At 29.3% G+C, this 25,422-nt stretch carries 22 protein-coding genes and 1 riboswitch; of the genes, 2 read left to right on the top strand and 20 right to left on the bottom strand.

Annotated features, from left to right (window positions below):
• Window positions 1-173 precede the first annotated feature (173 nt).
• A complete protein-coding gene (locus BEN51_RS02010) occupies window positions 174-491 on the bottom strand; it encodes a hypothetical protein (RefSeq protein WP_119864433.1) in 318 nt (105 codons plus the stop codon).
• A gap of 155 nt (window positions 492-646) precedes the next feature.
• On the opposite strand from BEN51_RS02010, the gene BEN51_RS13905 reads away from it, so the two are divergent.
• Both BEN51_RS13905 and BEN51_RS13900 read left to right on the top strand, forming a co-directional pair.
• Entirely contained in the window at window positions 647-1,249 is a 603-nt protein-coding gene (locus BEN51_RS13905) for a hypothetical protein (RefSeq protein ID WP_207652794.1), read from the top strand.
• Between the two features lie 5 nt (window positions 1,250-1,254).
• On the top strand, window positions 1,255-2,097 hold the full coding sequence (locus tag BEN51_RS13900; RefSeq protein ID WP_207652793.1) for a GMC oxidoreductase: 843 nt from the start codon (window positions 1,255-1,257) through the stop codon (window positions 2,095-2,097).
• A 54-nt stretch (window positions 2,098-2,151) separates the two neighbouring features.
• Here the strand turns inward: BEN51_RS13900 and BEN51_RS02000 are convergent, their stop codons facing one another.
• From BEN51_RS02000 to BEN51_RS01915, 19 genes are all read right to left on the bottom strand, one after another.
• A complete protein-coding gene (locus tag BEN51_RS02000) occupies window positions 2,152-2,772 on the bottom strand; it encodes a flavodoxin family protein (protein ID WP_119864432.1) in 621 nt (206 codons plus the stop codon).
• 174 nt (window positions 2,773-2,946) lie between these two features.
• Window positions 2,947-3,075, bottom strand: a complete 129-nt coding sequence (locus BEN51_RS14065) for a hypothetical protein (RefSeq protein ID WP_257789686.1) — start codon at window positions 3,073-3,075, stop codon at window positions 2,947-2,949.
• Between the two features lie 43 nt (window positions 3,076-3,118).
• Window positions 3,119-3,733: a PH domain-containing protein gene (locus tag BEN51_RS01995; RefSeq protein ID WP_119864431.1), complete on the bottom strand. Its 615-nt coding sequence runs from the start codon at window positions 3,731-3,733 to the stop codon at window positions 3,119-3,121.
• 160 nt (window positions 3,734-3,893) lie between these two features.
• Window positions 3,894-5,435 (bottom strand): glutamine-hydrolyzing GMP synthase, encoded by a 1,542-nt coding sequence (guaA, locus tag BEN51_RS01990; RefSeq protein WP_119864430.1) that lies wholly within the window; start codon window positions 5,433-5,435, stop codon window positions 3,894-3,896.
• A 262-nt stretch (window positions 5,436-5,697) separates the two neighbouring features.
• A complete protein-coding gene (gene guaB, locus BEN51_RS01985) occupies window positions 5,698-7,146 on the bottom strand; it encodes an IMP dehydrogenase (RefSeq protein ID WP_119864429.1) in 1,449 nt (482 codons plus the stop codon).
• 168 nt (window positions 7,147-7,314) lie between these two features.
• Window positions 7,315-7,412: riboswitch (purine riboswitch) on the bottom strand.
• Between the two features lie 137 nt (window positions 7,413-7,549).
• Window positions 7,550-10,348, bottom strand: a complete 2,799-nt coding sequence (locus BEN51_RS01980; RefSeq protein WP_164704064.1) for a VWA domain-containing protein — start codon at window positions 10,346-10,348, stop codon at window positions 7,550-7,552.
• A gap of 22 nt (window positions 10,349-10,370) precedes the next feature.
• Window positions 10,371-10,964 (bottom strand): type II secretion system protein, encoded by a 594-nt coding sequence (locus tag BEN51_RS01975; RefSeq protein ID WP_119864427.1) that lies wholly within the window; start codon window positions 10,962-10,964, stop codon window positions 10,371-10,373.
• 15 nt (window positions 10,965-10,979) lie between these two features.
• Window positions 10,980-13,082, bottom strand: coding sequence for a hypothetical protein (locus tag BEN51_RS01970; RefSeq protein WP_119864426.1), 2,103 nt, complete (start codon window positions 13,080-13,082; stop codon window positions 10,980-10,982).
• Window positions 13,083-13,104: 22 nt separating this feature from the next.
• Window positions 13,105-14,016 (bottom strand): type IV pilus modification PilV family protein, encoded by a 912-nt coding sequence (locus BEN51_RS01965; RefSeq protein WP_119864425.1) that lies wholly within the window; start codon window positions 14,014-14,016, stop codon window positions 13,105-13,107.
• A gap of 9 nt (window positions 14,017-14,025) precedes the next feature.
• A complete protein-coding gene (locus BEN51_RS01960) occupies window positions 14,026-15,255 on the bottom strand; it encodes a hypothetical protein (protein ID WP_119864424.1) in 1,230 nt (409 codons plus the stop codon).
• Between the two features lies 1 nt (window position 15,256).
• Window positions 15,257-15,805 carry a PilN domain-containing protein gene (locus BEN51_RS01955; RefSeq protein ID WP_119864423.1) on the bottom strand — a complete coding sequence of 183 codons (549 nt, stop codon included), beginning with the start codon at window positions 15,803-15,805 and terminating at the stop codon, window positions 15,257-15,259.
• A 12-nt stretch (window positions 15,806-15,817) separates the two neighbouring features.
• Window positions 15,818-17,074 carry a type IV pilus assembly protein PilM gene (pilM, locus tag BEN51_RS01950; RefSeq protein WP_236906236.1) on the bottom strand — a complete coding sequence of 419 codons (1,257 nt, stop codon included), beginning with the start codon at window positions 17,072-17,074 and terminating at the stop codon, window positions 15,818-15,820.
• 120 nt (window positions 17,075-17,194) lie between these two features.
• Window positions 17,195-17,599: a prepilin-type N-terminal cleavage/methylation domain-containing protein gene (locus BEN51_RS14115; RefSeq protein ID WP_119864421.1), complete on the bottom strand. Its 405-nt coding sequence runs from the start codon at window positions 17,597-17,599 to the stop codon at window positions 17,195-17,197.
• 87 nt (window positions 17,600-17,686) lie between these two features.
• Window positions 17,687-18,889 (bottom strand): type II secretion system F family protein, encoded by a 1,203-nt coding sequence (locus BEN51_RS01940; RefSeq protein ID WP_119864420.1) that lies wholly within the window; start codon window positions 18,887-18,889, stop codon window positions 17,687-17,689.
• 16 nt (window positions 18,890-18,905) lie between these two features.
• Window positions 18,906-20,597: a GspE/PulE family protein gene (locus BEN51_RS01935; protein WP_119864419.1), complete on the bottom strand. Its 1,692-nt coding sequence runs from the start codon at window positions 20,595-20,597 to the stop codon at window positions 18,906-18,908.
• 112 nt (window positions 20,598-20,709) lie between these two features.
• Window positions 20,710-21,465 (bottom strand): prepilin peptidase, encoded by a 756-nt coding sequence (locus BEN51_RS01930; RefSeq protein WP_119864418.1) that lies wholly within the window; start codon window positions 21,463-21,465, stop codon window positions 20,710-20,712.
• A gap of 399 nt (window positions 21,466-21,864) precedes the next feature.
• On the bottom strand, window positions 21,865-23,484 hold the full coding sequence (gene groL / locus BEN51_RS01925; RefSeq protein WP_119864417.1) for a chaperonin GroEL: 1,620 nt from the start codon (window positions 23,482-23,484) through the stop codon (window positions 21,865-21,867).
• 13 nt (window positions 23,485-23,497) lie between these two features.
• Window positions 23,498-23,782 (bottom strand): co-chaperone GroES, encoded by a 285-nt coding sequence (gene groES / locus BEN51_RS01920; protein WP_119864416.1) that lies wholly within the window; start codon window positions 23,780-23,782, stop codon window positions 23,498-23,500.
• 227 nt (window positions 23,783-24,009) lie between these two features.
• Window positions 24,010-25,305: an O-antigen ligase family protein gene (locus BEN51_RS01915; RefSeq protein ID WP_119864415.1), complete on the bottom strand. Its 1,296-nt coding sequence runs from the start codon at window positions 25,303-25,305 to the stop codon at window positions 24,010-24,012.
• Between the last annotated feature and the right edge of the window lie 117 nt (window positions 25,306-25,422).

Below are 25,422 nucleotides of genomic sequence, written 5' to 3'. Positions count from 1 at the left end.
TTATAAAACTTTAGTTTAACTCTATATAATATAATATTAGAATATGCTTGATTATGTTACTTGCTTTATATAATTTTGACCCTTCAATATATTGTAAAATATGTACACTACTTTTAAATATAAAATGTAGAATGTACTTTGTACATTCTACATTACTACTTAAGTACTACTAGCTAAAATGGGAAGAATGGGAAAAATGGGAAGAATGGTACTACATCTACTGCAGCTAAAAGGGCTAGTGGGAAAGCCCTGCGTCTAAATCTTCTTACCGGCCTCCTTCTCCTAGAACCTTGACCATATCCATACTCTTGTCTTTCATATGAAAGCTCTTCTTCCATCATTACAGGTTCACCAACTAATAAATTAACATTTTCTCTGTCAACACCTTCTACTATTCCATCCACCATGGTTCCATCTCTCATGGTTATAACAACATGAAAAGTTATACATTTTCTGCATCTTTCATGCATAGAGTTTACATTATAATCCACTTTTTATCCTCTCCTTTCTATTATATGTTATTCATCTATTAAAAAAAGGTAACAAATCTAATAAAACAATTATCCTTAACAATTCGACATAAATACCTACATAAACATAAATAATTTTTCATATATTAGATTGAATTTTTTTAAAGAGGTGTATAATGGTTAAATATCCTGGTAATTGGATTTCAACAAAATCCCTTGAAGAAATGGCTAATACAACTTATGATGTTTTAATTATAGGAACTGGTCATGGCGGCGGAACAGTATTATCAAGACTCTGTGAGTTATGGAGAAATAATGGTGCTAAAAAGATAGGTATTCTTGAAAGAGGAGATAAATTATTTCATTCACATTCTTTAAATATTCCAACAATGAATATAAATACTGCCAGTAATCAACTGCTTGAAGATAATTCAACTAGTTTTAAAGATCGCTTGCCTGAATTTTCTGGAGCCAGAATGGTATATGCCCTTGGTGGCAGATCCCTATTTTGGAATTGTACTGTTCCAAGACCAATTGAAAGCGAACTTAGAAAATGGCCTATAAATTATAGAGAACTAGAGGCTTATTATTCCATGGCTGAAAAATCCCTAAATGCTTCAATTTCTTATTCTAAAGGCTCTTCAATGCAGAATCTTCTATTAAGAAAACTTTATTCCAAAGGAATTCTTGAAGCAAGAGACCTTCCATTAGCTTTTGATATGGAAGCTTCAAGAAAGGGGCAAATACATTCAATTCAAATCCTTGGTACAGCTCTATAAATAAATTGGCTTCTGCCCAATATAATAGAGACTTTGACTTAGGCCTTAATGCCTATGTTTCTAGAGTCCTTACTGAAGATAGAAAAATATCTGGAGTAGAAGTATTTTCACAAAATAAAGATATATATATAATACCTGCTAAAAATGTTGTTTTATCTGCCAGCACATTAGAAACTCCACGAATACTCCTTAATTCTAATATAAACGTTCCAGCTATTGGACACTATTTAACTGAGCATGTTTCTATAATTGCTGTAAGAACTATAAGCAGAGGATGCTTCTCCGAAAACCTTGGAAATCTATCTATCTTAAAAGCAGAAACAGAGGAAGCACCTTATCAAATTCAAATTATTGGACCTAATCAATACTTTTCATACCAACAGTTTGAAAATAAAAATCTTCAAAATGAACTTACAGTTATACTTACTGCCTTTGGAAGGGTAGAAAGCCGTCCAGAAAACAGGGTTTATATTGATTCTTCTGCAAAGGATGAATTTGGAATGCCCCTTATTCAGGTAAACTATTCACTATCTGATAGAGATTATGAAGTAGTTAATCAAATGAGCAGGGGAATTGTAGAAGCAGCTAATGCCATGGGGATAGCTCTAAATCCTGCTACAGTAGCCTTAAGACCACCAGGTTCTAGTATGCATGAATCCTGTACTTGCAGAATTGGAACTAATCCAGAAACTTCAGCAGCAAATCCTCATGGTCAAATACATGGCATTGAAGGATTATTTGTGGCAGACAACAGCGCCCTTCCTTCCCTTAGTGCTTCTGGTCCGACTATATCGAATATTGCTTTATCAATGAGAGTTGCTGATTATATTTATCTTAAAGAAACTTAAATTTTTAAAAAATAGGATGATTTTCAAGTTTTCGAAAATCATCCCTTCTCTTTATTATCTTATAAAGTTTGTTGCAATTCTTTCTTCCATTTCAGGATATCCTATGCCTGCTTTCTTGCCTGCTTCAATGCATTTAAGCATCCATGCCATATTTCTTCCAAGTGTTCTCATTGTCTGCATTCCTTCTAAATCTTGTACTACTTCTTCTGGAGTATTTCCATGAACTAAATTCCAATATTGTGATGAAACTATAGGCATACAACTAATAGTAAAGTATTTGTTTATTTGATCAAAGGCTGCACTTGCTCCTCCACGACGGCAGCTTACTACTGCTGCTCCAGGTTTATATAAAAATATACTTTTTCCACTATAATGAACCCTATCTAAAAAGGAAGTCAACATTCCAGAAGCCCCAGCATAATGTACAGGGGAGCCATATACAAAGCCATCTGCCTCCTTTGCCTTTTCTAAAAATTCATTTACTATATCATCTCTAAAACATTTACCTCTTTTCATGCAAGACATGCAGCCAATACAGCCTGCAATTGGCTTATTTCCTAATTGAAATATTTCTGTTTCAATATTTTCCTTTTCTAATTCTCTTGCCACCTCTTTTAATGCAGTATAAGTACATCCCTTTAAATGTCCACTTCCATTTACTAATAATACTTTCATATGCTTTCCCCCTCAATCACTAAATCTTTTAGATCATTTTCATCTAAATTTAAATCTTCTTCCATTATATTAAATTTTATTTTAATTATTACAAAACTTGCTACACCCACAGCTCAAATAACTTGATATAAAACTAAATTTCCTCAAAATTTACATAAATACCCATACACTAACTTATACTAATAACTTCTTCTCATACCCTTCAATCTTATAATTAAGCCTATCCAAGGTCTTCTGCATTTCATTTATTCTTTTAATAAGCTTGTCCCTTTTTTCCTCTAATATACATTCTTCTAATTTCATAAACTTCTCATTTATCTAATGCATTTATTAATAAACTAAATCACTAATTATTAATGTAGTTTTTAAATATCTCTGAAAAATCCTTTTTTATATAATTTTCTCTATTTATTTTTGTCCAATTAAATGCATATTCATTTATCTTCTTAAATACTTCTGCTGCATCTCCTTCAACAATCTTTCCCGATTTGCATGCATTAGCAGCTATAGATAAACTTTCTTCAGACTTTTTAAGCATGATTTCATTTTCTTCTATTATATATCCTATTCTAACTAAAGCTTTATATAAATCCTTTAGCTGTTCTATTTGATTTTTATCCACATCTATAGAAAAGGCTTTTTCTCCAATAGTAAATTTAATTTCACAATCTAAATCTATGGTTCCTGCTGTTTCTATACTTACATTTCTTATTGGATTTTTATAATAATCATATCTAATTACTAATCTCTTTTTACTTACAGCAGATGTTCCATCTACATGAATAAGTGCTAAATTTGTAAAACAGTATTCATCAGTTTTTGATTTTATAAGAAAAAATATTTTTTCATCATCTTCATGCATTATATAATCATCTGCATCTACTTTACCAAAATCTCTTTTATCTATTATTTTTCCAATATCACTTAATCCTAAAGCGTCTGAAGCAAATTTTTTTAACATATATAAACCTCCGAATTTTACAAACTTTTATTTAATATATATTATTTATAATAACATATCTGTAAAAGTATGTAAAAATATTGTGTATTAATAGATTTAGGAAGATACATGATAAATAAAAAAACGACTAGCTCAACTAATCTAGTCGTTTTTCTGTATTTTACTCTAATTCTATTGTTGCTGGTGGTTTTCCTGTACAGTCATATAATACTCTATTAACACCCTTAACTTCATTTACAATTCTAGTTGTTACTCTTTCAAGAACTTCCCATGGAAGATTTACTGAAGTTGCAGTCATAAAATCACTTGTTTCTACTGCACGAAGGACAATAGCATAATCGTAAGTTCTTTCATCTCCCATTACTCCTACAGAACGCATATTAGTTAAGGCTGCAAAGTATTGGCCTATACTTCTATTAAGTCCTGCTTTTTCAATTTCTTCTCTATAAATAGCATCCGCATCTTGAACTATTCTAACCTTTTCAGCTGTTACCTCACCTATTATACGTACTCCAAGACCTGGACCTGGGAATGGCTGCCTATAAACTAATTTTTCAGGTAATCCAAGTTCTAAACCAGCCTTACGTACTTCGTCTTTAAATAGTAATCTTAAAGGTTCTATTATTTCCTTAAAATCTACACAATCTGGAAGCCCTCCAACATTATGATGAGATTTTATTACTGCTGATTTTCCAAGACCACTTTCAATTATATCTGGATAGATAGTTCCCTGCACTAGGAAATCTACTGCTCCTATTTTCTTTGCTTCTTCTTCAAATACTCTAATAAATTCTTCACCAATTATTTTTCTCTTTTGCTCTGGATCTTCTACACCCTTTAATTTTTCATAAAATCTTTCTTGAGCATTTACACGAATGAAATTTAGATTATATGGTCCATTAGGTCCAAATATTTCTTCAACTTCATCTGCCTCATTTTTACGAAGTAAACCATGATCAACAAAAACACAAGTTAATTGGTTTCCTATAGCTTTTGATAGTAAAACAGCAGCTACAGATGAATCAACCCCACCTGATAATGCGCATAAGGCCTTTCCATTACCAACTTTTTCACGTATTTCTTGAATTGTTTTTTCTACAAAGGCATCCATTTTCCAATCTCCAGAACATTCACAAACATTATAAAGGAAATTTGATATCATCTTTGTTCCTTCTTGTGTATGCATAACTTCTGGGTGAAATTGAACTGCATATAATTTCCTTTCTTCAGCTTCCATAGCTGCAACTGGACATACTGGAGTGTGAGCTATTATTTTAAAGCCTTCTGGAGTTTTTTCTATGTAATCAGTATGACTCATCCAACAAATAGTTGGGGATGAAATACCTTCAAAAATCTTAGATTCTTTATTTATGTTAACTTCTGTCTTTCCATATTCGCTTACAGGGGCTGTTGCAACCTTTCCTCCAAGAACATGAGCCATTAATTGTGATCCATAGCATATTCCAAGAATAGGTATTCCAGCTTCTAATAATTCTTTATCACATAAGGGAGAATCTTCAGCATAAACACTATTTGGACCTCCTGTAAATATTATTCCTTTTGGATTCATTTCTCTTATTTTTTCAACACTTAAAGTATAAGGATGAACTTCACAATAAACTCCACATTCTCTTACTCTTCTTGCTATTAGCTGATTGTATTGTCCACCAAAGTCAATAACTAAAACTAACTCTTTATTCATGAGTAACCTCCATTTTTTTAACAACTAAAATTTAATTAGCTAATTTATTATAGCATAATTTTATATCGAATATAAGTATAAAATAAAACTTTTATTTTATATTATTCACCATATAACGAATAATATTTTATATATTTTAAATATATTTCGATTATTTTAGTTGTAGCTCTATTTTATAAAAATAATATAAATAAATGTAACGAAGAAAAACTCCGCTACATTTACTTAGCTTATAATTCAACTCCATTGTCATTTCCAAAGGCTATTTACTATAGTTTGGTGCTTCCTTTGTTATATTTACATCATGAGGATGGCTTTCCCTAAATCCTGCTGATGTTTGAACTACAAAAGTTGCTTTTTCATATAATTCTTCTAAAGTTGCTGCACCTAAGTATCCCATTCCTGATCTTATTCCACCTACTAATTGATATATAGTATCTGACACAGAACCTTTAAAAGCAACTCTTCCTTCTACACCCTCTGGTACAAACTTCTTAGTTCCATTTTGGAAGTATCTATCACTTGATCCTTTTGCCATTGCTCCAAGCGATCCCATTCCTCTATATACCTTATAGCTTCTTCCTTGATATATTTCTAATTCCCCTGGGGCTTCTTCACAGCCTGCAAATAATGATCCCATCATTGCAGCAGATGCTCCGCCAGCTAAAGCCTTAACTATATCACCTGAATATTTTAATCCTCCATCTGCAATAACTGGTACTCCATATTTTCTTGCTTCTTCTGCACAATCCATTACTGCTGTTAATTGAGGAACTCCAACTCCTGCAACTACTCTTGTTGTACAAATTGATCCAGGTCCTATACCTACTTTAACACAATCTGCTCCAGCTTCTATTAAATCTCTAGTAGCTTCTGCTGTTGCTACATTACCAGCTATTATTTGAAGTTCTGGATAAACTGATTTTATTCTCTTAATTGCTTCCATAACTCCCTTTGAATGGCCGTGAGCTGTATCTACAGTAATAACATCTACCTGTGCCTTTACTAAAGCTGAAACTCTATCCATCATATCATTTGTTATTCCTACTGCAGCTCCACATAAAAGTCTTCCCTTTTCATCCTTTGCTGCATTGGGGAATTTTTTAGCCTTTTCTATGTCTTTTATTGTTATTAATCCTTTTAAATTATTTTCTTCATCAACTAAAGGAAGCTTTTCAATTTTATGCTTCTTTAATATTTCAAGAGCTTCCTGTAAACTTGTACCTTCTTTTGCTGTAACTAAAGGACTTTTGGTCATTACTTCCGAAATTGGCTTAGTATAATCTGTTTCAAAAAGTATATCTCTATTAGTTATAATTCCCACTAACTTCGTTCCTCTAGTTATTGGAACTCCTGAAATTCTATATCTTGCCATAAGCTCATTAGCATCTGCTAAAGTATGTTCTTCTGATAAGAATATTGGATCTGTAATTACTCCATTTTCTTGTCTTTTTACTCTATCTACTTCCCTTGCCTGTTCTTCAATGGTCATATTTTTATGTATAATACCAATTCCGCCTTCTCTAGCAATTGCAATAGCCATTTTTGACTCTGTTACAGTATCCATACTTGCACTCATTAAAGGAATATTTAAAGTAATCTTTTTTGTTAATTTTGTTTTTAGGGAAACTTCGTTTGGTAAAACCTCTGATTTATTTGGTACTAATAATACATCATCAAAAGTATAAGCTGTTTTTAAAATCCTTGCCATTATTCTTCCTCCTAAAATAATATTTTTCCTGCAAAATTTATATTTTCGCAATTTTAATTGCATTTTCATTTCAATGATATATATCTAATATTGATTTTTATATAAAAAAGGCATATCAACTTTCTAAGTGAAGTCAATATGCCTATAATGCTATAGATAACTATAGCATAGTATATTAAAATCACTCATAGTCAGGAATTTAAGGTTCCCGGTAGAAACTCCCTGCCATATTCAGGGGATATACGAGTTAAAATTTTTATTCAGTTTTATATTAAAATTATTATATATCCCTAACCTATCTTTGTCAACAAAAATGCAATTTATATTTCACAATTTACTTTTGCATATATTAGAAATAAGAAAAAAGTGCATCATCTATATAAGACTTGCACCTTTCTCATTTTTAGAATAAATCAGGTAATTTAGGCTTACTATTATCCGGATTATAAAGTTTTACTGTTACTGCTTGCTTTAAATCATCTATTTTTATTTCATTAGTAAAAGTATTATTATCTCCCCCATCATCAAGCATCTTTCTCTTATAAAGCAAAAGAACTTGTCTCTCTGCTGAGGAAGGCTTTGCATCTTTAATGTTTAATTTAAATAAATTAGCTTCATCTATACTTTCAATAGTTACGCCCTCATCAACAATATTAGATCCCTCTAATATATAAGCCCTTATTTCACTGGCCTTTATTCCTTGAAGTCTAGGATCTACCTTCAAACTAAAATCAAGTTCATTTCCCTCAAGAATAAAGCTTGCTCCATAAGTTATTGTTGAATTTGCAGCAATGCTAAATCCGCTTTCAGCCATTGAATTATCAATCTTTATGCTATTTCCCTCTATTCCATTAAATAAACCATGAATAAGATTTTTAACTTGTGGTCTTACTGTTATTTTAGGGGTATAAATTAAAGAATATTTATATTTATCACTTTCATTCTTATAAACAAGTTTTTCATAAACTAACTTATTATCATTTGCATTTCCAAAAGCTAGCTCACCACTCTTGCCTGCCTTTGCCTTTATAGTAAAGGATACTTTTAAGTTACTTTTTTCCTTATCAACTTCATATAAGCCAGTTTTAGAATTATAATTATATATAATTTTAGGAACTTTTATTGTAGCAATATTATTTTCAAACTTCTCTATTCCATTTACTGCCTCAAAGTTTCCTGCTAAATTTAATTTAATTTCTGGATTAAATTCATAGCCGTTTAATCTAATTCCTGAAATTAATATATCTGCAACCTTATTCATTATAGAATTTTCAATATTATTAGGATCTTGTATATAAAAATAGTTTTCCTCTTTTCCATTTAAATCTTTATGAAGATTATACAAATTACCACTTTGATTATTCTCCACCGATAAGGTAATAATGTTATATCCCTTTTCTTTTATCTCTTCAATATCCTTTAAACTATAGGAAACTTTCTCATTTCCTATGATAATTAAAGTTTTTCCTGCATCCTTTCTTCCCTCTTTTAAGACATTAATAATATTAGGAAAGGCCACTTTAATATTTTTAGCATTTGGATTTTCCTGATCTGTAGTAATATTTTTTAAATATTTATCATTTAAATCAGTTATATATTGATTATAATCTTTATAATAATCTTTATTTTTATTATTATATAAATCTGTTACAATACTAGATTTATTTGAATATGTTATAAGGGAATAATGTGTTTTAGTATTTTTTAAGATATTATTACTTAATAACTTGTTAAAAACAGCATTTTTAATAATTGAAATTTCTTCCTTCATATCCATTGATGTATCTATAATTATTGCTACATCATTAGAACTTGCATTGTTTGTATCAGTAAATTTAAAAGATGATGGATTAATTTCATATTCTAAAGTTATTTCTTCATTTGTTTTTACTAAAATATTTTTCTCAGATAAAAGTTTAGCACTTATATTAGGAAGTTCATTAGAATTTATAATTACTTCAATGTTTTCATATATAGGCTTTCTTTGAGTTTTATCTTCCCAGCTATAGGATAAATTTAAATCCTCAAAAACAAAATTACTACCTTCTTCACTTCCTTTTATAGTGAATTCAAAAGGTATTGGAGAAGCTTTATATATGATTTTATCTCCATTCTGTGAGCTATCATCCTTTTTATAATTAACAGTGCCTATATTTACTGTATTCCCCCCAATATTTAAAGAAAAACCTTCATTAAATTCCATATTTAATGCCAAATCATTAACTGGATAGCTATTTATTATTTCTGAAGCTATTTTTTGAAACACTAAATCTATAGCACCCTCACTTGTTTTATAAAAGCCTTCTTGTTCTGTAAGCTTAGTATTGCTATTCCATTCTTCCCCAATCATAGACGAATGTATTTTCTCCAAAGCCTCATTTCCTCTATCGCTCATTTCATAACCTATTGAAAAGGCATTATAACCACTGTCATTGATAATTTTAGCAATATCCCTTGCATAATCTAAAGCCTTATTATCTAATCCAGTTCCTTGCCCCGCAATTTCAGGGCTATTATTATTAATAATCATATACTTCTGTAAAGAGCTATTTGTAACAGAATAAAAGGTTGGCTCACCATCAGTCATAAGAACTATGGCCTTATTAGCAGAAGCATTTCCATTTTGAAGCATATATATGGCTTTTCTAATACCCTCACCTATATTGGTTCCTCCTAATGGACTTAATGAATCTATTATTTGATATAATTTACTATCATTAGCATTAAGAAAGGAACTGCTATAAGATTTATAACTTGTCACATTATGATAACCGTAGCCATATGAATAAACTCTCTTTTCTCCTAAGTTTTGAATGGGATTAAAATCTGCAATACTTGAATAAGCAACTATGCCTATCTTCAAATTTTGTATCTTATTCTCATTCATCTTATTTATAAAATTTTTCACAGCTTCTTTTAGCTGCTTAATTCTGTTACCTTCCATACTCCCTGAAACATCTAAAACCAATACTATCTCCTTAGGCGGTACAGTTGTTTCAAAAGGTTTTGGAATTATTTTACCCTTAATGGTAATATCCTCCCCTAGAAGGGCTGGATTTGGAGTTGCAGATTCAATTACTACATCGAAATCAGGTTTATCTGATGTTTGTGCCCTAACATTTATATTTTCAAAAGTAATAAAAGATATTATAATAAAAAAACTTAATAACAAACTAATAATTTTAATTTTTTTCTTTTTCATTTTTCCCCTCCTCCCCATAATATTATTTATTCCTAAACTTAACTATTGTACTTACAGGTAATGATACTTCCGAATAGCCCTTTTCTTTATACAGCACTAATGAAATTTCAATACCTGGGGCATTGATAAGTTTCCCTGAATTATTCATTCTAAAATCTATAGGTCTTATATAAAAATTTGCCACATTTCTGGATAATAGTTCTGGATAACCATCCTCTATCAATTCATTTTCAGAGCTGTCTAATTTTCTTACAGTCAAGTTAGTTCCTTGATATTCTAAAATATAATATTCATTTGCATGCTTAAATTTTATTTTTTTAACTTCTACCTTCCCCTCTTGAGCCTGCATTTCAGCATTAACATTATAGCTTTCACTAGTTAAATCTAATCCAGAGGAAGATAAAGCCATAGTAATTCCCTGGCTTTCTGTTCCAATTACTAATAATTCAGCTTGAATTTTTTCGGCTTCATATTGTAAATCGGAATTTAATTCTGCAGTTGTTAAGCTTTTGCTATTACTGAAGAAGAAGGTGAATACTACCCCGAGAACTACAACTACTAAACTTATAGTAATTAAGAGTTCTAAAACAGTAAAAGCTCTAGTCTTTTTTTTCAATAACTTCACCTTCTTCTATTTAATAATTTTCCATAAAGATTTTTTTATGAATTCATCAGCACTATAAGCCTCTGAAGATGTTTTTACCTTAACTTCTACTCTGCCATTATTTGAAGAACTAAAAATATCTTTAAAACTCTCAACATTTAAGGCCAATATATTTCTTATAACTTGAGGATCGTAGCTTATATTCTTCTCTCCTTGACCCTGGAAAATAATATTTCCTGTAGTTATTATATTTCCTGTAAAATTAAATTCTCCTTCAATGATTATATCTGCGTTAGTAATTATTAATCCTTTTTCTATTTTCTTGTTAGTTCCTTCAAGCTTTCCGTCTATTATTCTAAGCTTATCGCTATCATTTTCCTTAAGCTTTAAAATAACTACTCCATTCTCTTCCTTTATATTATTCATATCTATATTTTTAATTGCATCAAAATCTATCTGATTCCTTACAGTTCTTACTACCCTTTGATTTTGATACAAGTCTTTTAATGACGCATTATCACCCTCTGAAGCAAAAGCATCACCCATAGCAAAAACATTTCTTGCATATTCTTTTTGCTGATTTTCTATTATTTCTAAATCCTCAGGACTTATGTTTGCCCTTTGTATTTCTCCCCTGCTGTCCTTTACACTTGCACCTACTGATTTAACCTTACCTTTAAGCTTTACTTTTCCATCATTAAAGTTATAATTTCTTTCCCTATTTTCATCACTAAAATATTGGGCAAAATAGTCAGCCTTCATAGCAGGACTGCTATCCCCATTTTTACTTTCTAATAATTGAAGTGGGGAATAGTATTTTAAGACATATCCCTCTTCAAAATCCTTAACATCAGTATAGGCTAAGTAATTACCTTTAACTGCTACAGATTCACCAGTTTGATATTTGTTTCCTGCTGCATCTGTTGCATCAATATAGGCAACTCCCATTATATAAGAATCCTTTTCCACCTTTATTACAGCCTCTGTACTATTATCTAAATCAAGGCTATTTACAATAATGCTGCTAGAATTTAAGGCCTTATCAGCAGTTGTTACTTCTGTTGTTTTATCATTAATACCATAAAAATTATTTTCTATAGTTATTGAGCTTTTGGATGCATTAAAAGCCAAATCATTATTTACTATAACATTTTCCTTAATAATAACATGATTATTCACTGAAGATATAGAATTTATTGATTTTCCAACATAAACATTTTGAGCATAAAGATTTCCATTTACTGTACTTCTTGCATTATTGCTTAAATGAAAAGTATTTGCTGTATATATATTACCATTCATTGTAAAGCTTGAATTTTCAAGTTTTATTCCACCCTTATATTTATCAAAAGTATAGGCTGGATTATCTCCTAAATCAGCATTCCCCTTTACCCATGCATCTCCATTAATAGTTAAACTGCCATCCTTAACCTCCATATTTCCATCAGCCGTTAAGGCTTTTCCATCAAAAACAGGATAAATTTTTATGGCTGTTATTTCTGAATTATATTCTGGAGCTGATACTGTAAAGGTTGTTGAAACAGTTTTTCTATTTCTAAGTTCTCCCTCAGCAGTTTCAAAAGTTGAATTAACTGTTATTTTTATTCCGCTATTACTAGGATTATATCCGTTCTCTGGTATTTCAATTATAAAATTGTCCTGAGCAGGATCTACAGCCTCTTCAAACTCCAATCTTCCACTATCAAGAATGGATTTTATATATTTCTTTTCTAAAATTAAGTATTCTAATATATCAACATTTCTAGGAGTGCCATTATCATTAATTGTCTGCTTATTTATAACAGTTAGAAATTTATAAAATTTATCTTTAAAAAATTCATTTACTGCAGCTTCACTTCTATCCTTATCTTCTAATGATGCAAATTCTTCTTTAACTTCTTTATCTGCATATTTTATTGCTTCTTGAGAAGTTTTAATTATTATATTTTCAACTATATCTAAACCTGAATCTGCTTCATATAAGTTTTGAAGTTTTTTGCTTTGTGCAATTCTCATCTTATAATCATTTGCTGTAACTGCTAAAATAGTGGTTCCAGTTGTAAAAATAATTGCCATAACTACAATTACTATTACAAAGGTGGATCCCCTTTTCTTTTTTCTAATTCTCAACTTTACTCCACCTCCTATAAACTTATTTCCTTATATATAAATTTTTACTTGAAGCTCCTCTAAATAGTTCTTTACCATTATTATCACTGACTATAACAGTATAGTTATACAAATCACCAATTTGATTTTTTTCTATTTCATCTTCTTCATAAAGTATTACATTTCCACTATTAGAAATTATATTTAATTTCCCCGAAGAAGCAGTATTCTTAATTAGATACACATCAATAATATTACTAGTGTTATTTTTTATTTCTATATTATTGCTATTACTATAAGTTTCATCAACATATAAAAGTAATTTGTTATTTATTTCTGCAGATTTTGTTTCATCTATACTAGAAGCTTCATTATTTTTTTTATATATTTTTAAATTGAGATTATCATTTAATTCTACTATTATTTCGTCATTATTACTAACACTTAAGCTCTTATTAATTGGATCAGAAGCTAGATTAACCTTATTATTAAAATCTTTTAAAAAGTTAAGTCTAAAATCAGCATTACTATATTCATTTAAATTGTCCTTATCACTATATTGAAATTTATCATTTCTTTCCATGGTAACTGAAACTTGATAAATTTCTTCTCCAGTACTTAAGGGTTCTGAAATACTTCCATATATAGTTCTACTAAAGTTTCCTGAAAAGCTATTTCCTACTGAAGCTTTTATTATTCTATCTCCATCTAAAAGCTCAAAATATTCAGTTCCTCCATCTATATTTAAAAGTATTTCATCATAGGCCTTTAATTCTTCTAATACCTTTTGCCCCACATAACTTGCCCTTTGCTTATATTCTGATCTTTTGTTATTGCTTAAACTTGATATTACTAAGCCGGATAAAGGTACTATTAACATTGATAAAAGGGCAACACTAATTATTACCTCAATTAATGTCATCCCTTTTTTTGCCTTAAGTTTATTAGTTTTCATGGTAAACACCTACTTTTTAGTTACATTTACAGTATAACCCTCACTTGTTACTGAGACTCTTGGATTTGAACTATCATCATTTTTTATTATCACTTCAACCTTTTTTGATGTATTGTTTATAACCTTTAGATTTATTCCTGAATTATCAGAAGTTTCAACTCTATTTTCACTTAGTATTTCAAGAACTATGTTTTCTGATTTTGGAATAAACTGCATTCCTTCAGGTGAATTATCCTTTGGATAGTATGAAGTGGTGGTTTTATATTTGAAAAATGTATTTCCATCAACTTCTTCAAAGGATATTTCTACTGCTTCTATCCCATCATTATCTGAATAAATATAACTTCCTCTTGAATCATCTTTAGCCTTTCCTATTGTTACTGTAGGTAATTCTGAGCTTGGTGATTTAAGCATCATAACAAAGTCATTAACATTTTGCTCACTGCTTTGCTCTTCTATTGTAGAAGCATAAGCTCCACTTGCTTCACCACTGCTAAATAATATTTCTTTTCCATATATGTTGTTTAATGACCATATTAAATAGTCTATATCTTGGTCATCTATTTTAGGAACTGCATGGAATTCTAAATTCATAACTCCGGTTAATTCTACTTCAGATTGTGCTGTTATTGAAATACTAGGAATTACTATTTTTCTTTCATAATTTTGTAATGAAGCAATAAAACTTTTTAAAGCTTCATAAGATCCTGAGAAGTTAATTGCAACCTTTAACTGCTCTGTAGTTGTGCTATTTTCTTGGTTAGTTCCTCCTTGTCCATTTGCACTATTAGAACTGCTTTCTCCTGTATTACTTACATTACCATTATATTCATCAACAAAAGCTTTTAGTGAACTTTCTGTCTTTTTTATTTCTGGTGATACCAATTTTTCAGCAGGAGATACTTCTATAGGACTAAAGGCAATATTTCCGTTGAGACCACTATCATTTAATAGCTCGTCTAATTCTATTATTATTTTTTCCTGCATTATAACTGGATATAATTTTTCAGATTTACCAAGGACATTTGCTTTTAATATCTTAAATTCTTCTTCCATTGCATCTAAATTTGCAATGGCCTTCATTACATCATTATATCTTTCTTCAACACTTTCCTTTTCTGCTCTTACTACCTTCAATTTTTCAACCTGTTTGGTATAAACAAATTGATAATAAACAAAACATATTAATACAGCTAAAAAGATTCCTATTAAATATTTTTCCCTCTTACTTATATTCATACTATTCAACATCCTTTAATACACATTTTATATCAAAAGTATAATTTTCAACTCCTGATATTCCACCAATATATACATCTTGCATAATATCTAATTTCTTTAGATTATGTTCAACCTCTCCTATTGCAACTCTGCTAGTTGAAACAGCTTGAATTGTAATTTCTGTATTACTTATGTTTATGCTATTAAAAGTTACTTCTGTTGGCAGGGTTGAGCTTAATTTATCTAATAAATTCGTTGTAACTATTTCTCTCGAATTTAAAGCATCTATTATTTTTGTAATTTCATCATCATACTTTATCAATACATCACTTTTTTTACTTATATCCTCCCACTTAACAATCTTTTCTTTTATATGATCTTGTTCTAGTTCTTCATTTAACTTTTTTATTTTACTGTTAAGTAATAGGATATTTGTTGTATTCCAAGCTAATGTACCAACTATAGCTACAGATAAAAAACCTGCCAAGGAGTAAACATAAATATTCTTATTTTTTTGTTCCTTCCTCTTACCTTGATAAGGAGAGAAAAAGTTCATATCTCTTACCATATAAGCTCCCTCCTATAATCTTATAATAGCACTAATAGCATTTAGATATTCTCCAAGGTTTTCATCTACATAATCCTTATTAGTAAAATCAACATTTGGAATATCCTTTATTTTATTTACTGCTATATTAAATCTATTTTCTATATATAAGTCTATATTCTTTAAATTAGAAAGCCCTCCATAAATATAGATCTTATCTATAGGAGTGTTTGATTTGTTACCGTAAAACTGAATTATTCTTTCAAATTCTTCTAGTATATCATCAACAGAGCTTCTTAATGTTATATTAAGTGTATCCTTCTCATCGTAATTTAATAAATCACCATTTTTTTTCTTTAAAGATTCTGTTGATTTTATTGACATATTCAAGCTTTGGCTTAAGGCATAATCAATATTATCCCCACCAGACTTTATCATTCTTGTAAAATCTAATTTACCATTTCTAAATATCGCCATATTAATAGAGGTAGCTCCCATATCAACAAAAGCAACAGTACCTCCCATAATCTTCCCATTATTTGTTGTATATTGTGAATAATTAGCTAACTTATTTATAGAATTATATGTAACATCTAAAGCATATGGATATAGTTCTAAAGTATTTACTATATTATAATAGGAAGCAGCCATTTTTTCTGGAAATGAAGTTACATTAACCTTTAACTTTGCTCCTGCATCATCAACAATTTCATCTAAAACAATATATTGAATTATATAATCATCTAAATTTATTGGTAGATATTGTTGTATTTCATATCTTATAACAGTTTCCATTTCCTCTTCTTGAACCATCGGTATTAAAATATCTCTATTTATTATTGAAGAAGAATTAGTTGTAAAAATAATATCTTTAGCCTTTATATTGTTTTCCTTTATTAAAAACTCCAAGGTATTTATAATTGATTGTTCATTTGTTATCTTTCCATCAGCAATAGCTCCTTCCGGAGTTACTATTTGAAGAAGTTTATTTATCGTTAGCTTGTCCTTTTGATATTTACCTTCAGCAAGCTTTATCATATTAGTTCCTAAATCTATTGATAAAACAGTTCTAGCTTTTTCTTTTAAAATAAATCTATTTTCAACTTTATTACTTTTTTCTAATAAATAATTAGGATTTTGAGCTTTATCTTTTTTAAATAGTTTACCTATATCCTTTATGTCCATAGATCCAATTTCTTTTAATTTTGAAAAATCTATTTTAGATTTCTTATTAGACATCATTTCACCACCCTTTTTGTGCTTAGTGCACAGTTCATCTTTTTTAATCATTTAATAGTTAATAAGAAAATTAAATTCTATATAGTAGAATTTAATTTTATAAAAGTAAAATGTAGAATGTTTCTACATTTTACTTTTAATTTATTTAAATAATATTAAGCAAACATATTATTATGGAGCTGGGAATAAAACTGTTGTACCAGCCAATACAGTAACATCACCAGTATCAGTTACATTAACAGTAAATGCTGTAACACCATCTACGCTCTCAGGAGTAGGTGTTCCTTGAAGTAAATTTGCAACTGCTGTAGCATTTGCATCGCTACCACCAATTGTAATCTGTAATGGAGAAGCTGCTGCAGCTGGTAAAGTAATATCTCCTTCAGCTATTGCCATTGTTACTGCATTTGCAATATTTTTAGCATTAGCTATATCAGAATTTCTTCTAGCATTTTGTGTTGCTGAACCAAATCTTGGAATAGCTATTACTGCAATTATAGCTATAATAGCAATAACTATAATAAGTTCAATTAGTGTAAATCCTTTCTTTTTTTTGTTTTTTAAATTGTTTTTCATAAAAAGCCTCCTTATTATTTATTATTTTTATATTAATTATTAAATATAAACTTTACTTATTAATATACAATTTACAATGTGTAATTATTACATTTGTGTATACATATCAAACATTGGCAGCATAATTGAAATTACTATTGTTCCAATTACTAGCCCCATAATAACTATTAATATAGGCTCTATTAGTGAAGTCGTTCTTTGAATTGCTTGTTCAACTTCATCATCATAAAAATCTGCTGTTTTATTTAAAATACTATCTAAAGAGCCTGATTCTTCTCCAATTCTTATCATTGAAGACAACATTTTAGGGAAAATATCATTTTCTCTAATTGGAGTGCTTAATCCATCTCCCCTTACAACCCTTTCCCTAATTTTTAGAATTGCATCTTCTGCTACTTTATTTTCTAGTACTCCTGCAACTGTTGGCAGGGCATGCACTAAAGAAACACCTGCTGCTAATAAAGTAGATAAGGTCCTTGTAAACCTTGAAACTATTATTTTTTTATTTAAATTCCCTATTATAGGGAGTTTTAACTTTAAACTACTTATAGTTTGAATCCCCTGTGGACTTCTCTTGTAAACATTAAATAATATTATTAGAATTCCTATTATCAATAATATTATGATTAAGTTATTACTTAAGAATTCGCTTGTTCCTAACATAAATCTTGTTATAAGAGGAAGCTCTGAGCCTAGTCCTTCAAACATCTCAACAAAGGTTGGCATTACAAAGGTCATTATAAACATGACTGCTCCTACTGCAACTATACTAAGAATAGCAGGATAGGTCATGGCTGACTTAACCTTATTATTAATTTTATTTTCCTTCTCAAAATGTACTGACATTCTAAGCATCATTTCATCAATATTTCCACTGATTTCACCAGATTCAACCATTTTTATTAGTAATTGTGGGAAATATTTTTTATATTTTGCCATTGATTCTGATAAAAGTTCACCTTTTTTAATATCATCCTCAATTTCAGATAAGATTTCCCTTAGTTTTTTATTAGGTATTTCCTTTGATAAAATATTTATACTATTTGTAATTGATACACCTGCATCTAACATAGTATAAAACTGCCTACAGAATATCGCTAAATCCTTTTTGGTTACTTTTTCAAACATTTTTAATTCTATTGGCTTACTTTCAACTATTTCTTCTATTATTAAAGGATAATAACCACTTGAAGTTATCATATTTATTACATCATCCCTGGAACTTGCTTCAAATTTACCTTCTATTTTAGTTCCATCTTCCTTCATGGCTCTATATTTATAAACTTTCATAACTTCTTATCACCCCTTATATATCCCCTAACAATGTTATAGTTGCAAGTTCCTGCATGGTTGTTGTTCCATTTAAAACTAGTTTTTTACACTCATCTTCAAGGGTTGTCATTCCATGCTTTATTGATATATCTTTTAAAATATCAGAATCCCTTGTTTTATTTATAATATCTCTATGTTCTCTCGTTACTTCCATTATCTCGTAAACACCAATTCTTCCAATATATCCTGTACCATTACAATGGCCACAGCCTTTTCCCTTATAGAGTTTTAATGTTCCATTAGAACTTCCAGTAAGAGTTTTTCTTTCATATTCTGAGGCTTCATATTCCTCTTTGCAATATTGGCATATTTTTCTAACTAATCTTTGAGCTATTACTCCTACAACTGAGCTGGCAACCAAATAGGGCTCAACTCCCATATCAACTAATCTAGTTATTGAAGATGGTGCATCGTTAGTATGTAGAGTACTTAAAACCAAGTGACCTGTTATAGCTGCTTTTATAGCAATTTGAGCAGTTTCTTCATCTCTAATTTCCCCAATCATGATTATATCTGGGTCTTGTCTTAAAATACTTCTCAAGCCGCTTGCAAAGGTTAATCCAGCTTTTGTATTAACGTTAACTTGATTAATTCCATCAAGGGTATATTCAACCGGATCCTCTACAGTAATTATATTTACATTACTAGAATTAAGTTCACTTAACACAGTATATAAAGTTGTTGATTTACCACTTCCCGTTGGACCAGTAACCAATACTATTCCATGGGGATTTGAAATTATATTATTTAACTTTTTTAGATTTTCCTTAGTCAATCCAAGATACTCTTTTCCAACCTTATAGTTATCTCTATTTAAAATTCTTATAACTACCTTTTCACCATTTACTGTTGGAAGAATTGAAACTCTAAGATCAACATCAGTATTTCCTATTTTAGTTATTATTCTTCCATCCTGTGGTATTCTTTTTTCTGCAATATTTAAATTCGCTAGTATTTTTATTCTTGTTATTAATGGAGCTAAACTCTCAATTCCTAAGGTATTTATAGTTGTAAGTTCTCCATCAATTCTATATCTTATTCTAATTTCCTTCTCAAAAGGTTCTATATGAATATCAGATGCTCTCATTTCAATTGAGTTCTTAAATAAATACTCTATCATTTTAACTACTGGCGCATTCTTTACATCATCAACCTCTTCTACATCTACTGATATAGTTTTTGCTTCTAAGGTTTCTTTTGATAATTCTTCTGCAGCCTTGTTAACACCTTCACTGCTATAATTTATTTTTACAAACTTGTCTATATCTTTTTTAGGCGCAATAAAAGTTTTTACAGCCAAACCTGTAGATATAGAAATATCATCAATTGCAAATATATTTAATGGATCCGACATTGCAACCAATACTTTATCTTCTTCAAATCCAAATGCAATTAAATTATATTTATTACAAAGATTTTGAGGTACAATTTTAATTGCTTTTTTATCAAAGTTAATATTGTTTAAATCTATCTTTTTTATCCCCGTCTGAGCTTCAATAGCATCAATTATGTCTTCTTCTGATACAATTCCGCTTTCAATTAAAACTTCTCCCAATTTTTTACCTAAAATCTTTTGAGTTTTTAATGCACTTTGAAGTTGAGAAGGAGTTATTTTTTCCGCCATTAACAGAATATCTCCAAGCCTTTTCTTTTGCACTAAAGCCATAAACTCCCCTCCTATCCGAATATTCTTATGTTTAGAACATTTATAACTTGATTAACTTAATATTAATTTATATAATATTAAGTTTCAATGGTAATATTTTATTTAATTACCTTTAAAATTTAACAAAAAAACCTAGATAAAATTGTAAAATACTGTCGCCTAAAATCATTGATATAAATGTTCCCAGAGCTATATAAGGTCCAAAAGCTATTTCAGATTTTCTGCCTTTAACTTTTAATATTAAAATAATACTTGCTGCTATTCCTGCTATTACTATTCCTAAAAATAAAGCTACTAATATTAACCTTAATCCCAAAAACAAGCCACATAAGGCTGCAATTTCATAATCTCCTTCACCCATTCCCCTTGTTATTTTTACTATTAGAAAGATAATTAAAAATCCTACTATACATCCTAATAGCTTATCTTTATAATTTATCTCATTAAAATAGGCTCCAAGAGTTATATAAATTATTGCCAAAATTAAGCCAAAAACTATAGTTGATGTATACACTTCCATAGTTTTAAAATCTATAGCAGAAATAACTATTAATAAGGAAGAAAAAATTGAAAGAAAAATTGTACTTATACTAATTCCATAAAAATAAAATATTACAACATATATAATTCCATTTAATAGTTCAATTAAGGGATATATTATAGATATTTTTTCATTACACTTTCGACATCTGCCCCTTAAAAATATATAACTAAATATGGGAATTAAATCGTAAGCTTTTAAATTATATCCACAGTTTGTACAATGAGAAGATGGAAAAGCTATTGATTCTTCTCTAGGTATTCTATAAATACATACATTTAGGAAGCTTCCAATAGTAATTCCTAAAATAAATATAATTAAATACAATTAGTTCACCTGCCTTGCTATTCTCGGTCATTGCTGTTATTTATAGATTTTAATTAATTATTATTATGTTTTTGTTCCATTAATTATAACACTAATAAAAAATAAATACTGTTTATTTAAGGTATACTAACTATTTTTTATTTTAACAAACAATTTCCGAACAAATATTATATTACCATTTTATTTTTTGTTTGGCAATATAAGGATAAATTTTTCTAAAAAATATTAAAATTTTTACTATATTTATTTTTCATACTGTTTTTTTATTATAAATTTTTAAATAAATTATTTGTGAAAGATTAAATTTTAATAGTTTAATATTCAAAATATAAAAAAAAGGAATATGATACTTCTTATATAAATCAGCATCATATTCCTTTTATTTAAGTTTTTTTTTGATTAGTACATTCCTTCCATTCCTGCACCAGCTGGCATTGGATTTTCTTTTTCTGGAGCATCAACTACTGCTGCTTCTGTAGTTAAGAATGTTGCTGCAACTGAAGCCGCATTTTGTAGTGCTGATCTTGTAACCTTAGTTGGGTCAACTATACCAGCCTTAATCATATCAACATATTCTCCTCTTAAAGCATCGTATCCAATTCCTGCTTCTGAATTTCTAACCTTTTCTATTATTACTGAACCTTCAAGACCTGCATTAGTTGCAATTTGTCTCATTGGTTCTTCTAATGCTCTTACTATAATGTTTATACCTATTTGAGTATCTTGTACATCAGAAGTTACCTTAGCTACTTCGTTAATTACATTAACATAAGCAGCTCCACCACCTGCTACAATACCTTCTTCAACAGCTGCTTTTGTAGCTGCTAAAGCATCTTCTATTCTTAATTTCTTTTCTTTTAATTCTGTTTCTGTAGCTGCACCAACCTTAATTACAGCAACTCCACCAGCTAATTTAGCTAATCTTTCAGTTAATTTTTCCTTATCAAATTCTGACGTTGTTTCTTCTATTTGAGCTCTTATTTGAGCAACTCTTTCTTTAATATCTTCGCTTGAACCTCTACCATTTACTATAGTAGTAGTTTCTTTAGTTACTTTTACGCTTTCAGATTGTCCAAGCATATCTAAAGTAACATCTTTTAATTCTATTCCTAATTCATCTGAAATTACCTTACCACCTGTTAATATAGCAATATCTTGAAGCATTTCTTTTCTTCTATCTCCAAAGCCTGGCGCTTTAACTGCAACACAAGTGAAAGTTCCTCTTAACTTATTAACTACTAATGTAGTCATTGCATCGCCTTCAACATCTTCAGCTATTATTAATAATTTCTTACCTGATTGAACTATTTGTTCTAATATTGGAAGAAGTTCTTGTATGTTAGATATCTTTTTATCTACTATTAATATATATGGATTATCTAGTACAGCTTCCATTTTTTCTGTATCTGTTACCATGTAAGCTGATACATATCCTCTATCAAATTGCATACCTTCAACAACGTCTAGTTCTGTTCCCATTGATTTTGATTCTTCAACAGTAATAACACCTTCGTTACCTACCTTTTCCATTGCATCAGATATTAATTTACCAATTTCCTCATCTGCTGCAGAAATTGCTGCAACTCTTGCTATATCTTCTTTTCCATTAACAGGCTTTGAAGCTTTCTTTATTTCTTCAACAGCCTTATCTACAGCCATTTTAATACCATTTCTGATTAAAATTGGGTTAGCTCCAGCAGTTACATTTTTTAAACCTTCTCTTATAATTGATTGAGCTAAAAGAGTTGCTGTTGTAGTACCGTCCCCTGCAACGTCATTTGTTTTTGTTGCAACTTCTTTAACAAGCTGAGCTCCCATATTTTCATATGGATCTTCTAATTCTATTTCTCTAGCAATTGAAACACCGTCATTAGTGATAAGTGGTGCACCAAACTTTTTACTTAAAACAACGTTTCTTCCCTTTGGGCCTAATGTTACTTTAACTGTATCAGCTAAAGCATCAACCCCTTCTTGCATCTTTCTTCTTGCGTCTTCACCGAATTTAATCAACTTTGCCATAATCTGAACCTCCTTATTCTACTATAGCTAATATATCTTCTTGTTTTAAAATTGTATATTCTTCTCCGTTTACCTTTACATCTGTTCCTGCATATTTTGAATAAAGTACTTTATCTCCAACTTTTACTTCCATATCACATCTTTTTCCATCAATTATTGCTCCAGGTCCTACAGCCACAACCTCGGCTTCTTGAGGTCTTTCCTTTGCAGATCCAGTTAGAACTATTCCACTTTTTGTAGTTTCTTCTGCTTCTAACTTTTTAATAACTACTCTATCTGCTAATGGTTTGATATTCATAAAAATCCCTCCTATAATTCTGTTAATCATTTTATGGTTGTTAGCACTCATTACATTCAAGTGCTAACAATGTTATAATAATCTTTTATTTTTTTAAAATCAAATTGTTAAAATTATACTATCTAGCTATATATTCTAAATATTGAATATTTTCAGTAAATATCTTTATTTTTCTCACTCTTTTTATATTTTGCTTTATTTTTTATATACGGGAACTCATTGTATTATTATATTACTTCTAGTATCTTTTTATTCGTATCTTCCAGCAATTTTATGCTAGCCCCTAAAAGGATCCAAAATATTGGAGCTACCATAATTACACTTATATTGAAAAATCCCTGAAACATATAACCTAATATTGTTAAAAAAAGTATTTTACTAATATAATTTCTTCTATTCTTAAAAAGCATTATAAGAATTGCACCTAAGAATATTGAATACAGCAACAAACTGAATATTCCATTACTAACAGCATACTCAAGATACTCATTATGAGATTTATCAACCACTTCATTAAATTTTAATATATGTTCCATCATTTCTTCTGGATAATCATCAGTTAATCTATTTTTCAACGTATCTGGTCCATATCCTAATAACGGCTTATCAATAAATGCTCTAAAGGATATCTTTAAAATATTAGCTCTAGCCCCTGCTGAATTTATCAACTCGCCATCTTCAGAAAACACTATTTCCCTATCTGCCCTTTTTAGAACTTTATTATCTGTAGTTAAATTCAAAACGCCAAAAATTACTGTAAAAGAAATAAATACTAATAATGCTCTCTTAAGCAAATACTTCTCTTTTAATATAAATAATAATCCTATAAATGAATAAATCAGAAAAGCAAGCCATCCTCCCCTTGTTAAAGTACACAATAAAGCTGCAAATAATATTGAAGAATAAATAAGATACTTACTTATACCTTTAAAAATATATATTGAAACTGATAAAAATAAAAAAATACATAAATAACTAGAGAAAAAATTTCTATGCCCTATAAAGCCAATACTCTCATTACCAATTATTTTTCCAAACATCCAATATTGCACTGGATCAAAACCGTAAAACTGAATTACTCCATACAATCCCATAATGCATGAAAAAGTTAAAACTATATTTATTAAAGCTTTATTTATTATTAAATATTTAGATGATAATAAAAAAAGTAATATATAAATACAATAAATAAAAAAGCCTTCTCCCCTTTCATGATTTCCCATAAAAGCAACGTATTTGTATGGTGATAATATGCTTGGAATAAAAATAGTCAGAAGAAAGACTAATGCTAGCTTATGATATAAATTAAATTTTGTGAATTTTAATTTAATTAATGAATATAAAGAAAAAATTCCTATTATATAAAGAAACATTAACTTTCCCATAACATATCTCGGTGAGGATACATTTACAACTATAAAAGGCATTATTAAAATTACAGAATATAAAATTATATTTACTAAAGTTTCAGTTTCTATTTCTTTTCTGAATAAAGCTTTTAAATTTCCACTTAAATTTTTCATAAAATCCCCCGTAATAATTTATTAATTTACTTTTTTTTACTTAATAAGAATTATAAGTAATTACACGCTCATATTAACATTATATATTAATTTTCCATTCAAAGAAAATAGAATTAA

Source organism: Clostridium isatidis (genome assembly GCF_002285495.1).
Taxonomy (GTDB): domain Bacteria; phylum Bacillota; class Clostridia; order Clostridiales; family Clostridiaceae; genus Clostridium; species Clostridium isatidis.
This window is presented reverse-complemented; position numbering and strand designations above follow the sequence as displayed.

Bases quoted from the DNA above. Each gene is read 5' to 3' on its own strand.
- BEN51_RS01960 (WP_119864424.1), bottom strand. From the start codon at position 15,255: ATGAATATAAGTAAGAGGGAAAAATATTTAATAGGAATCTTTTTAGCT.
- BEN51_RS14065 (WP_257789686.1), bottom strand. From the start codon at position 3,075: ATGAAATTAGAAGAATGTATATTAGAGGAAAAAAGGGACAAGCTTATT.
- guaA (WP_119864430.1), bottom strand. From the start codon at position 5,435: ATGAATAAAGAGTTAGTTTTAGTTATTGACTTTGGTGGACAATACAAT.
- BEN51_RS01965 (WP_119864425.1), bottom strand. From the start codon at position 14,016: ATGAAAACTAATAAACTTAAGGCAAAAAAAGGGATGACATTAATTGAG.
- pilM (WP_236906236.1), bottom strand. From the start codon at position 17,074: ATGATTAAAAAAGATGAACTGTGCACTAAGCACAAAAAGGGTGGTGAA.
- BEN51_RS01995 (WP_119864431.1), bottom strand. From the start codon at position 3,733: ATGTTAAAAAAATTTGCTTCAGACGCTTTAGGATTAAGTGATATTGGA.
- guaB (WP_119864429.1), bottom strand. From the start codon at position 7,146: ATGGCAAGGATTTTAAAAACAGCTTATACTTTTGATGATGTATTATTA.
- BEN51_RS01935 (WP_119864419.1), bottom strand. From the start codon at position 20,597: ATGGCTTTAGTGCAAAAGAAAAGGCTTGGAGATATTCTGTTAATGGCG.
- BEN51_RS14115 (WP_119864421.1), bottom strand. From the start codon at position 17,599: ATGAAAAACAATTTAAAAAACAAAAAAAAGAAAGGATTTACACTAATT.
- BEN51_RS02000 (WP_119864432.1), bottom strand. From the start codon at position 2,772: ATGAAAGTATTATTAGTAAATGGAAGTGGACATTTAAAGGGATGTACT.
- BEN51_RS01955 (WP_119864423.1), bottom strand. From the start codon at position 15,805: ATGGTAAGAGATATGAACTTTTTCTCTCCTTATCAAGGTAAGAGGAAG.
- groL (WP_119864417.1), bottom strand. From the start codon at position 23,484: ATGGCAAAGTTGATTAAATTCGGTGAAGACGCAAGAAGAAAGATGCAA.
- groES (WP_119864416.1), bottom strand. From the start codon at position 23,782: ATGAATATCAAACCATTAGCAGATAGAGTAGTTATTAAAAAGTTAGAA.
- BEN51_RS01940 (WP_119864420.1), bottom strand. From the start codon at position 18,889: ATGAAAGTTTATAAATATAGAGCCATGAAGGAAGATGGAACTAAAATA.
- BEN51_RS01980 (WP_164704064.1), bottom strand. From the start codon at position 10,348: ATGAAAAAGAAAAAAATTAAAATTATTAGTTTGTTATTAAGTTTTTTT.
- BEN51_RS01915 (WP_119864415.1), bottom strand. From the start codon at position 25,305: ATGAAAAATTTAAGTGGAAATTTAAAAGCTTTATTCAGAAAAGAAATA.
- BEN51_RS13905 (WP_207652794.1), top strand. From the start codon at position 647: ATGGTTAAATATCCTGGTAATTGGATTTCAACAAAATCCCTTGAAGAA.